15 protein-coding genes and 1 other annotated feature are annotated in these 13924 nt (G+C 40.3%); of the genes, 14 read left to right on the forward strand and 1 reads right to left on the reverse strand.

The window, feature by feature from the left end:
• Nucleotides 1-12 precede the first annotated feature (12 nt).
• The 5 genes from DXB43_RS05420 to rplT all read left to right on the forward strand — a co-directional run bounded on the left by DXB43_RS05420 (nucleotide 13) and on the right by rplT (nucleotide 4802).
• Nucleotides 13-1815 carry a hypothetical protein gene (locus DXB43_RS05420; protein WP_117947019.1) on the forward strand — a complete coding sequence of 601 codons (1803 nt, stop codon included), beginning with the start codon at nucleotides 13-15 and terminating at the stop codon, nucleotides 1813-1815.
• A 12-nt stretch (nucleotides 1816-1827) separates the two neighbouring features.
• Nucleotides 1828-3468 (forward strand): MutS-related protein, encoded by a 1641-nt coding sequence (locus DXB43_RS05425; RefSeq protein WP_117698318.1) that lies wholly within the window; start codon nucleotides 1828-1830, stop codon nucleotides 3466-3468.
• 238 nt (nucleotides 3469-3706) lie between these two features.
• Nucleotides 3707-4201 carry a translation initiation factor IF-3 gene (gene infC / locus DXB43_RS05430; protein ID WP_022244104.1) on the forward strand — a complete coding sequence of 165 codons (495 nt, stop codon included), beginning with the start codon at nucleotides 3707-3709 and terminating at the stop codon, nucleotides 4199-4201.
• A gap of 22 nt (nucleotides 4202-4223) precedes the next feature.
• Nucleotides 4224-4421 (forward strand): 50S ribosomal protein L35, encoded by a 198-nt coding sequence (gene rpmI, locus DXB43_RS05435; protein WP_022244105.1) that lies wholly within the window; start codon nucleotides 4224-4226, stop codon nucleotides 4419-4421.
• Between the two features lie 24 nt (nucleotides 4422-4445).
• Nucleotides 4446-4802 (forward strand): 50S ribosomal protein L20, encoded by a 357-nt coding sequence (gene rplT, locus DXB43_RS05440; protein WP_022244106.1) that lies wholly within the window; start codon nucleotides 4446-4448, stop codon nucleotides 4800-4802.
• A gap of 38 nt (nucleotides 4803-4840) precedes the next feature.
• Here rplT and DXB43_RS15700 read toward each other — a convergent pair whose 3' ends face one another.
• Complete coding sequence (locus tag DXB43_RS15700; protein WP_330408315.1) at nucleotides 4841-5143, reverse strand: hypothetical protein; 303 nt, start codon at nucleotides 5141-5143, stop codon at nucleotides 4841-4843.
• Nucleotides 5144-5334: 191 nt separating this feature from the next.
• On the opposite strand from DXB43_RS15700, the gene DXB43_RS05450 reads away from it, so the two are divergent.
• The 9 genes from DXB43_RS05450 to DXB43_RS05485 all read left to right on the forward strand — a co-directional run bounded on the left by DXB43_RS05450 (nucleotide 5335) and on the right by DXB43_RS05485 (nucleotide 13924).
• Nucleotides 5335-5835: an SEC-C metal-binding domain-containing protein gene (locus DXB43_RS05450; RefSeq protein WP_022244108.1), complete on the forward strand. Its 501-nt coding sequence runs from the start codon at nucleotides 5335-5337 to the stop codon at nucleotides 5833-5835.
• 93 nt (nucleotides 5836-5928) lie between these two features.
• Nucleotides 5929-6131: a binding site (T-box leader), on the forward strand.
• A 76-nt stretch (nucleotides 6132-6207) separates the two neighbouring features.
• Nucleotides 6208-8169, forward strand: a complete 1962-nt coding sequence (gene thrS / locus DXB43_RS05455) for a threonine--tRNA ligase (RefSeq protein WP_117698317.1) — start codon at nucleotides 6208-6210, stop codon at nucleotides 8167-8169.
• A 222-nt stretch (nucleotides 8170-8391) separates the two neighbouring features.
• Nucleotides 8392-8706, forward strand: coding sequence for a DUF1540 domain-containing protein (locus tag DXB43_RS05460; RefSeq protein WP_022243376.1), 315 nt, complete (start codon nucleotides 8392-8394; stop codon nucleotides 8704-8706).
• 188 nt (nucleotides 8707-8894) lie between these two features.
• Entirely contained in the window at nucleotides 8895-9494 is a 600-nt protein-coding gene (locus DXB43_RS05465; RefSeq protein ID WP_022243375.1) for a zinc dependent phospholipase C family protein, read from the forward strand.
• A 103-nt stretch (nucleotides 9495-9597) separates the two neighbouring features.
• Nucleotides 9598-9774 (forward strand): hypothetical protein, encoded by a 177-nt coding sequence (locus DXB43_RS15095; protein ID WP_022243374.1) that lies wholly within the window; start codon nucleotides 9598-9600, stop codon nucleotides 9772-9774.
• Nucleotides 9775-9974: 200 nt separating this feature from the next.
• Nucleotides 9975-10406 (forward strand): division/cell wall cluster transcriptional repressor MraZ, encoded by a 432-nt coding sequence (mraZ, locus tag DXB43_RS05470; RefSeq protein ID WP_022243373.1) that lies wholly within the window; start codon nucleotides 9975-9977, stop codon nucleotides 10404-10406.
• 10 nt (nucleotides 10407-10416) lie between these two features.
• Nucleotides 10417-11364: a 16S rRNA (cytosine(1402)-N(4))-methyltransferase RsmH gene (gene rsmH, locus DXB43_RS05475; protein ID WP_117947020.1), complete on the forward strand. Its 948-nt coding sequence runs from the start codon at nucleotides 10417-10419 to the stop codon at nucleotides 11362-11364.
• Between the two features lie 14 nt (nucleotides 11365-11378).
• Complete coding sequence (locus DXB43_RS05480; RefSeq protein ID WP_117698315.1) at nucleotides 11379-11867, forward strand: hypothetical protein; 489 nt, start codon at nucleotides 11379-11381, stop codon at nucleotides 11865-11867.
• 20 nt (nucleotides 11868-11887) lie between these two features.
• Nucleotides 11888-13924, forward strand: coding sequence for a peptidoglycan D,D-transpeptidase FtsI family protein (locus tag DXB43_RS05485; protein WP_022243370.1), 2037 nt, complete (start codon nucleotides 11888-11890; stop codon nucleotides 13922-13924).

Raw genomic sequence — 13924 nt, forward strand, 5'->3', positions numbered from 1 at the left:
GGGAGATTAGGTATGGCAAAGAAAAAGAAGAAAATGGAGTTTGAAACAATGCAGGTAAAGCTGCCTCATGTAAAGGGGTTGTCCATTGTGCTTCCGGTTATTTATATTTTATGGATAGCAGTGATGTATTATCTCCTGCTTCCGGCACTGAATATTCATTCCAGAGGTTTATGGCTGTTTGTATTAGGCGTTATATTATTCCCGTTAGGAATAATAGGTGCGTTGGTATCGGCAGCCAGGAAGGCGGAAGGTAAGTCAGCAGGAAAGCTGGAAAAGCCGGTAAACGGTATTTTTGCAGCAGTTGGAGTAATCGGAATTCTGTTCCTGCTTCTTTTATTTTATGGCAGCAAAATGTTCCATGCACAAGCATATGCAGATATCCTGACCATCGAAGACAGTGATTTTAACAGCGATATCAATACAGCATCTTCTGTATCAAAGATTGCGTTAATGGATACGGACAGTGCAGTGCTGCTGGGTAATCGTGAAATCGGAAGCCTTTCAGAAGTGGTGAGCCAGTATAATGTATCGGAAGACTACACACAGATTGATTATCAGGGGGCACCAGCGAAAGTATCTGCATTAGAGTATGCCGGCTTCTTTAAATATATGGGAAATAAGGAAAATGGTGTTCCAGGTTATATAACTGTTGATCCGGTAGGACAGAAGGCGCAGTATGTTCCGGTAAAGGAAGGAATGATTTATGTTCCGTCTGCTTACTTTGGCAAGGATTTAAGAAGGCATATCCGTATGAATTACCCGGATAAACTTTTCGGAAATCTTCATTTTGAAGTGGACGAAGATGGAAACCCATACTATATTGCCAGTGTATACAAATACACCATCGGTTTATTTGGTGGAGAAACTGTTGAGGGTGCAATCAGCTGTGACCCAATCAGCGGAGACTGTCAGTATTATGATGCATCAGAAGTGCCGAACTGGATGGATGACGTCTTTGACGGGGATCTTCTGGTGGAACAGTATAACTGGTATGGAGAATTATCTAATGGATTTATGAACAGCATCTTCGGCAAAAAAGGCTGTAAGAAATGTACGGAAACGGTAGTAGAGGATGAAGACGGAGATGAGGAATCTTACGAAGCAAACTTCGGCTATGTTGCCAAAGACGGGGATATCTGGATTTATACCGGAGTTACTTCTGTCAATGATGATGCCTCTAATATCGGGTTTATACTGGTAAATGAGCGGACTTCAGAAGCACATTATTACAGTATTGCAGGAGCAGATGAAAGCTCTGCAATGGCTGCTGCAGAAGGAGAAGTGCAGGAGAAAGGATACCGTGCATCTTTCCCGTCTTTGATTAATGTAGACGGTCAGCCGACTTATATCATGGTATTAAAAGATGCCAGCGGCATAGTGAAACTTTATGGCATGGTAAATGTAGAATCTTATAATATGGTAACAACAGCAGCCAGTCTCGATGAGTGCTTTGCAAAGTATCGTAAGATGACAGGCAGTGATGGTACAGAAAACACTGGGAATCCGGAAGAGGCAGAAAATTCTTCCGGGGACAGCAACAGCACTGCAGGTAATGCACAGACAGCAGCCAAAGGAAAAACAATTCCGGAAGGTGAGACAGAGACAAGAAGTTTTGTAATCAGTGAAATGCAGTATGTTGAGATTGCAGGAGAGACCTATGTTTATCTGGCAGGAGACGACGGTATGGTATACTGGCAGAAGTTTTCTGATAATGAACAATTGATTTTCCTGCATGCGGGAGATACCGTTACTGTAAATGGAATTATGGATAAAGATAATATTTACTGGATAGATACCATTGGGATCATGCAGTAGGAAGGCGAAGAAATGGAAGCAGCAATCCTTGTAGTAATTATGATTGCAGGATTTACTTATTCAGCAATTAAGACAAAAGAAAGTTGGAAGAACCGCTGCAAACGGACACTGAAAGAAAAATATGGAAAAGAACCTGAGAAAAAGGAATTTAAAAGAGAACTGATAAGAAATTATCTGGATACTGTGGGTGGAACACAGCAGGTGGATGAGGTCACATGGAATGACCTTAATATGGATGATGTGTACCAGAGAATCAACAACTGTGATTCCACCATGGGAGAAGAAATTTTATATGCAAAGCTTCATTATGCGAAGCAGACGAAGGAAGAAGAGGAGCTTTTAGAAAAAAGAATAGCTTTTTGTGAAGCAGATGATGAAAAACGCTATCATTTGGAAGAAACTTTGTCAAAGCTTGGAAAGAGAGACGAGGCTTACTATATTCCATCCTTTATCCAGACAGTAGAGGATTTTGCAATTTCAAATCTCTGGGTTTATCAGATGCTCCGGATATTGCTGGTGGTAGTTGTTGTGGCGGCAGTCGTATTTCATAATATATATGCTCTGTCAGCTTTGGTGGTAGTATTTCTTGTGAATTTGTCGGTGTATATCTTTACGGTCCGTCTGAAGTTTGACCAGGAGATTCATATGATGGGAACGGCGGCATACCTGATTACGGTAGCACGAGAACTGGAGCAGGAATACCGGAAAGACAAAATATGTGAGGAACTGGCACCACTGCTTCCGGTATTTGCCAAAATGGATAAGAAGGCATTTCTGCTAAATATCCAGAGCAGAAATGCCATGGGAGATGTGTTTGAAATGCTGCAGGATTTCCTGCTGGGAGTAACCCAGTGGCATATCCTTACTTATATGAAAGTATTGAATCAGTTTATGGATAACCAGGATGCTTATCTTAAGATTTACCGGGTGGTAGGAGAACTGGATGCAGCGGTCAGCACAGGCTCTTTCCGAAAGAGTCTGCCTCTTGTGACAGTACCGGAATATGAGGAAGCAAAGCAGCTTGAGATGGAAGAAATTTATCATCCGCTGCTTCATGGAGCAGTGACCAATTCTATGGAACTTCAGCATAACTGCATTATCACAGGCTCCAATGCTTCCGGTAAGTCAACCTTTATCAAGACCATAGCTGTTAATGTGATACTGGCACAGAGCATTCATACCTGCACCGCAAAAAGAATGCACCTGCCTCATGCAAAAATGATTACTTCCATGGCGGTAAGAGACGATATTTTATCCGGTGACAGTTATTTTATTAAAGAGATTAAATATTTAAAACGTATCCTGGATGCTTTGTCGGAGGATGAACTGGTTATCTGTGTTATTGATGAAATCTTAAGAGGAACCAATACCCAGGAGCGTATTGCAGCTTCAAAAGCAATCATGGAATATCTGGCACATCATAACTGCATTGCAATTGTGGCATCCCATGATAAGGAATTGACGGAGCTTGAAAAAATTGGTTATGACAATTATCATTTTTCCGAAGAGTTTGGAGAAGCGGATATTGTATTTGATTATAAATTGCAGAAGGGACCGGCAAATTCCCAGAATGCAATCCGCCTGCTTTCCTTTACCGGGTTCCCGGAAACGATTATTGAGAGGGCGGAAAATATCAGAAGCGAATATCGGTAAAAATAATGCTTGACGAACGAAATGACATATGGTACTATAAGCAAGTTGAAGAAAGTAGAGTATCCACTCTCACCTTAGCACAATCAAGTGACTAAGTGTTTATAATGAGTATGCAATGAGCGAATCATTTTGAAGTGGATAGTCTGTCTATCCACTTTTTTTGCGGAAATAAACGGAAAGTTGTCTGGCAAAGCTGTGGTGAATTTAATTTTGGAGGTGTACGACCATTAGCGAGTTAATGATCAATGAACAAATCAGAGATAAGGAAGTCCGCCTGATTGGTGCGGATGGTGAACAGTTAGGTATCATGTCAGCAAGAGAAGCATATAAGCTGGCACAGGAAGCAGAACTTGATTTAGTAAAGATTGCTCCTGGAGCAAAGCCACCTGTATGTAAGATTATCGATTACGGTAAATACAGATATGAGCTTGCAAGAAAAGAGAAGGAAGCACGTAAGAAACAGAAAACGGTTGAATTAAAAGAAGTTCGTCTTTCTCCAAATATCGATACCAATGATTTGAATACCAAAATGAATGCCGCAAGAAAGTTCATTTCCAAAGGAAATAAAGTAAAAGTTACACTTCGTTTCCGTGGTAGAGAAATGGCACATGTACAGGCAAGCAAACATATTCTGGATGATTTTGCAGAAGCACTTGCAGATATTGCAGTAGTGGAGAAAGCACCAAAGCTGGAAGGCAGAAGCATGGGTATGGTGCTGGCAGAGAAAAGATAATGATTTTAAGGAGGAATAAATTATGCCAAAACAGAAAACAAGCAGAGCAGCAGCAAAACGTTTCAAATTAACAGGAACAGGAAAATTAAAGAGAAACAAGGCTTATAAGAGACATATCTTAACAAAGAAAACAACTAAGACTAAGAGAAATCTTAGAAAACCTGCAATGACAGATGCAACAAATGTTAAGAATATGAAGAAGATTTTACCATATTTATAAGAATTGGTTAAGGAGGAATAGAACATGGCAAGAATTAAAGGCGGCTTAAACGCTAAAAAGAAACATAATAGAACATTAAAATTAGCTAAAGGTTACAGAGGAGCACGCTCCAAACAGTATAGAGTAGCAAAACAGTCTGTCATGAGAGCCTTAACAAGTTCTTATGCAGGAAGAAAACAGAGAAAGAGACAGTTCAGACAGTTATGGATTGCCCGTATTAACGCAGCAGCAAGAATGAATGGATTATCTTACAGCAAATTTATGTATGGTTTAAAATTAGCTGGTGTTGATATGAACCGTAAAATGTTAGCTGAGATGGCTGTAAATGATGCAGAAGGATTTGCAACATTAGCAGAGCTTGCAAAAACAAAACTTGCTTAGTTTTAAAGAAGTGGACAAGTTATAAAAGAGGATTGTGGTTATTCGCAATCCTCTTTTTTGATGTTTGGTTCATTTGAAGTTTTTGCGGAAGCATCCTGCCCGGAAGCTTCTTTTTTGATGGAATCCAAATCTTCTCTTAAAGAGTAATGATTCTTAAGTAAGCGGTATACCATGGTATAAGCCCAGATGAGAACCGGGACAACCACAGTGGCATAGATGGAAGCCTTAAGACAGTTTGTGGCAAAATCGCTTCCAATCAATGCAAAAACAAGAGTGGAAACATAGAGGGCAACTAAGAGTACAACACCGATAATTGCAAGAATCTGTTTTGTCTTTTTCATATATGACCTCAACTTTCTTTGATGACCTGTTTTTAGAAAAAAGCAATATATATTATTTTAACATTTGACAGCGGATAGTCAATCAGAAAATGTAAAGTTGCAGAGGATAAATACTTGAAAAAAGCACAAAATATGCTATACTGAAACAAGCGTTATACGACTAAATATGGATTAAAGGATGGATATGAACAATGGCATTATTAGAAGAATGGCAGAAGATTGCTTATGATCAGCAGGCAGATAGAGGAAAATTACAGAAGTTCTGGCAGAGATATTTTATGTTAGAGAAGGGCGTATATGAGAAACTTTTAACAAACCCGGATGAGAAGGTAGAAGGAACTGTAAAAGAGCTGGCAGAGAAATACGACCTCAGCATTATGGATATGACTGGATTCTTAGATGGAATCAATGACAGCCTGGTAACACCAAACCCAATTGATACTATGGAAGAGGATACCAAGGTAAGCCTTGCATTCGATAAAGAAAAATTATACAAGAACATGGTAGATGCCAAAGCTGACTGGCTCTATGAATTACCACAGTGGGATGAAATTTTTGATGCAGATACCAAGAGAAAGCTTTATTTAGAGCAGAAGAAATCCGGCACTGTTGTAGTTGGAAAGAAAGTCGGAAGAAATGATCCGTGTCCTTGTGGAAGTGGAAAGAAATATAAATTCTGCTGCGGAAGATAAGAATAAAATATTTTGGAAAACATTTGGAAAATATTTCACAGAAAAACTCTTTACATAGCAGAAAAAAGAGTATACAATAGCTTTTGTCAAAAGGACAAAACAAAGAAGAGACGAGTAGCATGACAGGAAGTCAAAGAGAGGAATACATCTGGTGAGAGTATTCTGATGGAGTGTAATGTGAAGACCAGCTCTGAGTGACCCCAATCCGGTCCGGTGATTCCGTTATCATCAGAATGAGCGGTTGTACGATAAGTACAGCAAGCAGGGTGGAACCACGATAGAGTATCGTCCCTGATGCATAAATTTTATGCATCAGGGATTTTTTACTTTGCAGTTATTAATACTAATATAATAAGAAAAGGAGACTTGAACATGAAAATCACATTAAAAGATGGCTCAGTAAAAGAGTACAGTGAAGCGAAATCAGTCTATGATATTGCAGCAGATATCAGCGAAGGCCTTGCAAGAGTTGCATGCGCCGGTGAAGTAGACGGAGAAGTGGTGGATTTACGAACCGTTCTTGACAAGGACTGCAATTTAAATATTATAACAGCAAGTGATGAAGAAGGATTAAAGGTAATCCGCCATACTGCATCCCATGTGCTGGCTCAGGCGGTAAAGAAATTATTCCCGGATGCAAAGATTACGATCGGACCGGCAATTGAAGATGGATTCTATTATGATTTTGATCATGCTCCATTTTCAAGAGAAGACCTCGATAATCTGGAAGCAGAGATGAAGAAGATTATCAAGGAAGGTCATGAATTAAAACGATTCACACTTCCAAGAGAGGAAGCAATCAAATTCATGCAGGAACGTAATGAGCCATACAAAGTAGAGCTGATTGAAGAATTACCAGAGGGAGAAGAAATTTCTTTCTATGACCAGGGCGGCTTCGTAGATTTATGTGCTGGCCCACATCTGATGACAACCAAGGGCGTAAAGGCATTTAAGCTGACATCATCTTCCATGGCATATTGGAGAGGTAATTCTGACAAAGCAAGATTACAGAGAATTTATGGTACTGCTTTTAATAAGAAGGAAGAGTTAAAAGAATACTTAGAGAAATTAGAAGATGCCAAACGCCGTGACCATAACAAACTTGGTCGTGAAATGGGATTATTTACCACTGTTGATGTTATCGGACAGGGACTTCCTTTATTTACACCAAAGGGAACCAAGATGATTATGAAACTGCAGCGTTGGATAGAAGACTTAGAGGATAAAGAGTGGGGTTATGTACGTACCAGAACTCCGCTGATGGCAAAGAGTGACCTCTATAAGATTTCCGGACACTGGGATCACTACATGGATGGAATGTTCATTTTAAATAAGGACAGCGACGACAAAGAGACAATGGCACTGCGTCCGATGACCTGTCCATTCCAGTATTATGTATACATGAATGAACAGCACTCTTACAGAGATCTGCCATATCGGATGTCAGAGACTTCTACATTGTTCCGGAATGAGGACTCCGGAGAGATGCATGGACTTACCCGTGTCAGACAGTTTACTATTACAGAGGCACATATTATTCTTTGCCCGGAACAGGCGGAAGAAGAACTTACCAGATGTACTGAGCTTTGCCATTATGTAATGACTACACTTGGTATCGATGGAGATGTTACTTACCGTCTGTCCAAATGGGATCCGAACAACAAAGAAAAATATCTGGGCGACGAAGCATATTGGAACAGTACCCAGCAGTATCTGCGTGATGTTATGGATAAGAATGGCATCAAGTATACAGAAGCAGATGGGGAAGCTGCATTCTACGGACCAAAGATTGATATTCAGGCAAAGAATGTATATGGAAAAGAAGATACCATGGTTACCATCCAGCTTGACTGTGCAAGTGCAGAGAAGTTTGGCATGTACTATATCGATGAGAAGGGTGAGAAAGTACTTCCTTGGATTATCCATCGTACATCCATGGGATGTTATGAGCGTACCCTTGCATGGCTGATTGAACATTATGCAGGAAAATTCCCAACCTGGCTTTGCCCGGAACAGGTAAGAGTATTGCCGATTTCTGAAAAATATGCAGACTATGCAGAGCAGGTAAGAAAAGAATTAGCAGCTCATGATGTAGATGTAACGGTTGATAACCGTTCTGAGAAAATCGGATTCAAGATTCGTGAAGCAAGACTGGATAAGCTGCCGTACATGCTGGTAGTTGGTCAGCAGGAGGCAGAGGACGGAACCGTATCCGTAAGAAGCCGTTTTGCAGGAGATGAAGGTGTAAAACCTTTAGGAGAATTCATTGATGCAATCTGCGAAGAGATTCGTACAAAGGAAATCCGTAAGGAAGAAGTTGCAGAAGAAAAATAAAAATGCAATAAAATCTAATTTTTAATTTTATTATTTATATGGATTTAAAAAGACTGTTGCTGGCATTTGCACCGGACAACAGTCTTTTTTGCTTTACAGGAAAGCGGCCGCCGCAGGCACGAGAATGTGTCAAGATACATTCTTTTTTACATGAAGTTGGTAACATAAAAAGATTTCCTTTGGAGATACTAAACATGTAACGAAAGAAAGGAGATGATTTTTGTGACAGAATTAAAATGTTCTGTAAGAAGCTGCAGTTTCCAGAAAGATGATTGCTGTTGCCGTGGAAATATTACGGTAGAGGGTGCACATGCAAACCGCAACAGCGAGACAAGCTGTGGAAGTTTTGAAGAGAAGAAAAACTGTGGATGTGCCAATTCGACCGGTAAACCGCCTAAGATGAGCGATGTTACCTGTGAGGCAGTAAACTGTAAATTCAATGAAGGAAGAAAATGTCATGCAAAAGACATCCAGGTAGCCGGAACGAATGCCTGTACCTGTATGGAAACAGAGTGTGCCAGCTTCTGTTGTTCCTAAAAAGTGGAATATCAGTAAGTTTTAGCAAAATATTTCTGTGTCTACTCTTAACAGATTGGACACAGAAATTTAGAAGAATCTTAAGAAAAATACTATTGTAAATGAGATGAAAGAAAGTATAATGTGATTGAAGCATAAATAAAGCAGAAGTAATGTGTAAGGTGTAGATGGTAAACAGGAGGAAGCAAATGAGAAAAAAATCACATATTTTGCTGGCACGTTATATTGCAAAGAATACAGAGGATGAAGAACTTAAGAAACATAGACTGTCTTTTTATATTGGCAGCATCCTGCCGGATTGCAAACCATCTTTTGTATATAAGAAACATGAAATCAATGGGACGTTTCCCGATGTGAAAAAGATGGTGAATCAATTGATTTTCGGTAAACAGCAGGGGAAACTGACCCGTAAACGCCGGTATTATATGAATCTCGGGCAGGTAACGCATTATGTAGCTGATTATTTTACTTATCCGCATAACAAGATTTATCCGGGAAACTTAAAGGATCATTGTTCCTATGAAGAACAATTGAAGCGAAGCCTTAAAAATTATATCATGAGCCGGAATATGGAAGCAGGAGAAAAAGTGCAGGCTGATTTTTCTGATGCAGAGGCACTGTATGAATATATTTTAGAGAGGCATAAACAGTATCTTGGAAGAAAAATTAATATAGAAACAGATATTCGGAATATAGTAGCAACCAACCGGATGCTGGTGGAGGCCATTGCCGATTTGTTTTATAAAACACAGCATAAGGAAAAAATGCCGCTTGCTGTCGAATATTGACGAAAAAAGATGTTATATTTTGTTTGATTTTTGGTGATGAGCAGAGTAAAATGAATTTACAAAGAACAACACAGAGATGGGACACAGCATAGGAGAAATGCTTATGGATGAAAGGGAAGCACTTCGCATTGCGATTGAACGTGCAAGAATCCGACTGGATGAAGCACTGGAACGAGCGAAAAGTATGGATGAATGCTATGACCTGAGCCTGGAAGTGGACAGACTGATTGAGAACTATGTATCGCTATGTGAGCAAAAAGAACTTGTACCAATAAGATAAAAGTAAAGAGTAAGTGGAAAGAAGTACATTGAGAAATGTGCTTCTTTTTTTGTGCATTTTTATGTGTAGTATATTGATTTTTTCCCAAAAGTGGGGTAATATGTATTCATAAGTGGAGGAAAGTGGTTGAAAATGGCACAAAGTGGTGGATAAGTTGATAACTTTGTGGATAAATAGCAACCGGACTGAGGTGTTTGACAATGTTCATGGGAGAGTACAGTCACAACATAGACGCCAAGGGCAGAATGATTGTTCCTTCCAAATTCAGAGAACAGCTCGGTGATGAGTTTGTAGTAACGAAGGGTTTGGATGGGTGTCTTTTTGTGTACCCAAATGAAGAATGGCAGAACATTGAAGAAAAATTCCGCAACGTACCACTTACCTCAAAAGATGCAAGAAAATTCTCACGTTTCTTCTTTGCAGGAGCAACAACCTGTGAAGTGGACAAGCAGGGAAGAATTCTTCTTCCGGCAGTGTTAAGAGAATTTGCCGGATTAGAGAAAGAAGTCGTATCAGTCGGAGTCTTAAAGCGAATTGAGATTTGGGACAAGAACAGATGGCAGGATACCAATACTTATGATGACATGGATGAAGTTGCAGAACACATGGCAGAACTTGGCTTGAGTATCTAAAGGAGTGAACATGGAATTTAAACACACATCGGTTCTCTTGCATGAGACCATAGACAATCTGAATATTCGCCCGGACGGAATTTATGTAGACGGAACGCTCGGTGGAGCGGGACATTCTTCCGAAATTGTAAAAAGGCTGAATGAGAACGGAAGGCTGATAGGAATTGACCAGGACGAAGATGCAATTGCAGCAGCCAGTGAGCGGTTAAAGGATTATTCTGATAAAGTAACCATAATCCGCAGCAATTACTGCAATATGAAAGAAGAATTGAACCGTATCGGAGTGACGAAGGTAAATGGAATCCTTCTTGATCTGGGAGTATCTTCCTTTCAGTTAGATACACCGGAGCGAGGATTTACCTACCGGGAAGAAGATGCACCACTGGACATGAGAATGGATCAGCGTCAGACATTAACGGCAAAAGATATTGTAAATGATTACAGTGAATCAGAGTTGTATCGTATCATAAGAGACTATGGGGAAGACCGGTTCGCAAAGAATATTGCAAAGCATATTGCCGCAGCCCGGGCAAAGAAACCAATTGAGACAACCGGAGAGCTGACCGCAATTATCCGGGCATCCATACCGATGAAAGTGCAGAGTACTGGCGGACATCCGGCAAAGAGAACGTTTCAGGCAATTCGTATTGAACTGAATCGTGAGCTGGAAGTCTTATCGGATACCCTGGATGAGATGATAGACCTTTTAGAGGAAGATGGAAGAATCTGTATCATTACCTTCCATTCCCTGGAAGACAGAATTGTAAAGAACATCTTTCGCAAAAATGAAAATCCATGTACCTGTCCGAAAGAATTTCCGGTGTGTGTATGTGGCAGGAAACCAAAAGGAAAAGTAATCACTAGAAAACCGATTCTTCCAACAAAATCTGAAATGGAAGAGAATCCGAGAGCAAAAAGCGCAAAATTAAGAGTATTTGAACGGCATATCAATGACTAGGGAGAGACGTGAAAATGGAGAAGACAAGAAGAAATTATCGAACACGGACTTACATAGATGGAAACACTGTCCGTAAATTAGAAGCTGCACCGGATTACCGCAGAGAACAGGAAGAAAAGCAGCGGGAGGAAATCAGACAGCGCAACAGACGTATGGCGCAGAAGAATCAGGAGAAGTCAGCACATATGGATTTGGGTTATGTGGCATTTTTATCTGTATCGCTGCTGGTTATGTGTGTGGCAGCAGTACTGTATATCCGTCTGCAGTCTGGAATTACAACGCATTTAAAGACAATTTCTGCATTAGAAAGCCAGGTAGCTGAATTAAAGGCAGATAATGATGCGGCAGAAAAAAGAATCGAGACAGCAGTAGATCTTTCAACCATCAAGGATATAGCAATGAACCAGCTTGGCATGAGCTATGCGGGACCGGACCAGATTATACATTATACGGTTGATAAAGAAGATTATATGAATCAGTTTGAGGATATTCCGAATAAGTAGGAAACAAACGTGGTGGTAAAATGGCAGGAAAGAGACGCGGCGGAAAGAAAATAGCAAAATTTAGTAAGAAAATGCAAAAGAAACTTGTAGTGCTGTTTGTAATAATAGCACTACTTTTGTTGGGATTAATTGTAAGATTGATGTATATTGAACACACCAGTGGAAAGAAATACGAAAAGAAAGTATTATCCCAGCAGAAATATGACAGTACGGTCATTCCTTATCAGCGTGGAAATATTACAGACTGCAAGGGAACGATACTTGCAACCAGCGTGGATGTATACAATGTGATATTAGACTGTAAGGTATTAAACAGTGATTCGGCAGATATTGACCCGACCATCGATGCACTGATAACCTGTTTCCCACAGCTGAATGAAACCGATTTACGTAATCTGATTACGGATAAGCCAAAGAGCCAGTACAATGTTCTGGCAAAGAAATTAAGCTATGAAGAGATTCGGGCGTTTGAAGATATGCAGGCGGCAGAAAAGGAAGCTTCCGATAAGAAGAGCGGCGATGCAGAGAAAAAAGGAAAAATTAATGGAGTTTGGTTTGAAAAAGAATACCAGAGAGAATATCCATATGGTTCTCTAGCCAGTGCGGTAGTAGGATTTACTACCAGCGGTAATCTGGGAATGAATGGAGTGGAAAATTCCTATAACAGTGTTTTGAATGGAACCAACGGAAGAGAATATGGTTATCTGAATTCCGACAGTAATTTTGAGAAGACAGTAATCGATGCCCAGAATGGTAATGATGTTACACTGACCATTGATGCAAATATCCAGAAAATCGTAGAAGATAAGATTGCTGCATTTGAAGAAGAATACAGGGATGCAGCAAGAGAAGGTGCTGGAAGTAAACATGTGGGAGTTATTGTAATGAACCCCCAGAATGCTGAAGTGCTTGCCATGGCAAATTATCCAAATTATGACAGTAGTAATCCAAGGGATTTGTCTGCCTATTATACCCAGGAAGAAATTGATGCTATGGATGACGATGCAGAACTGGATGCTTTAAACCAGTTATGGTCTAATTTCTGCATTACTTATACTTATGAACCGGGCTCTACCGTAAAACCTTTTACCGTAGCCTGTGGTCTGGATACCGGAACTTTAGACCCGAACCGTACTTTTATCTGTGATGGATACGAGACGATTTCCGGTCATGACATTCACTGTGTAAATACCAACGGACATGGACTTGAAACAGTAGAAGATGCCTTAAAGAATTCCTGTAATGATGCCCTGATGCAGATGTCTTATGATATCGGACCTGAGAATTTCTCCAAGTATCAGCAGATTTTCGGCTTTGGTACCAAGACAAACATTGATTTACCGGGAGAAGCTAGAACCGATTCCTTAATTTATACCGAAGACCAGCTAAGCACCATTAACCTGGCTACCAATTCCTTTGGACAGAACTTTAATGTTACCATGATACAGGTGGCAAGTGCTTTTTGTTCCATTATTAATGGTGGTAACTATTATCAGCCACATGTGGTAAAGAAAATAACAGATGAAAATGGGAATGTCATACAGGAAGACAATGGAACCTTGTTAAAGAAAACAGTGTCTTCATCTACCAGTGAATTATTAAAACAGTATCTTTATGCAACGGTTTCCGATGGTACCGGAAAATATGCAAAAGTGCCGGGATACTCCATGGGTGGAAAGACCGGAACAGCACAGAAGCTTCCTCGAGGACAGGGAAATTATCTGGTTTCCTTTATCGGTTTTGCACCAGTAGACAATCCGCAGCTTTTGGTATATGTAGTAGTAGACGAACCAAACGCAGAAGAAGAGTTTCACAGTACCTTTGCACAGGAAATCGCAAAGGGAATTTTCGAAGAGACACTGCCTTATCTTAATATTTATCCGGATGAGGACATTGTTGTAACAGAAGAGACAGACCCGGCAGAAGCACCGGCAGATGGAACAACAGATGTTCCGGATTCTGCACCGGAGGATTCTATGGTAGACCAGACACCGGATATTGCAGAGGAAACAGTACCACCGGAGGATGGTTTACAGCCACAGGATGTAGCACAATAG

The organism is Roseburia sp. OM04-10BH, from assembly GCF_003462605.1.
Lineage (GTDB): Bacteria > Bacillota > Clostridia > Lachnospirales > Lachnospiraceae > Roseburia_C > Roseburia_C amylophila.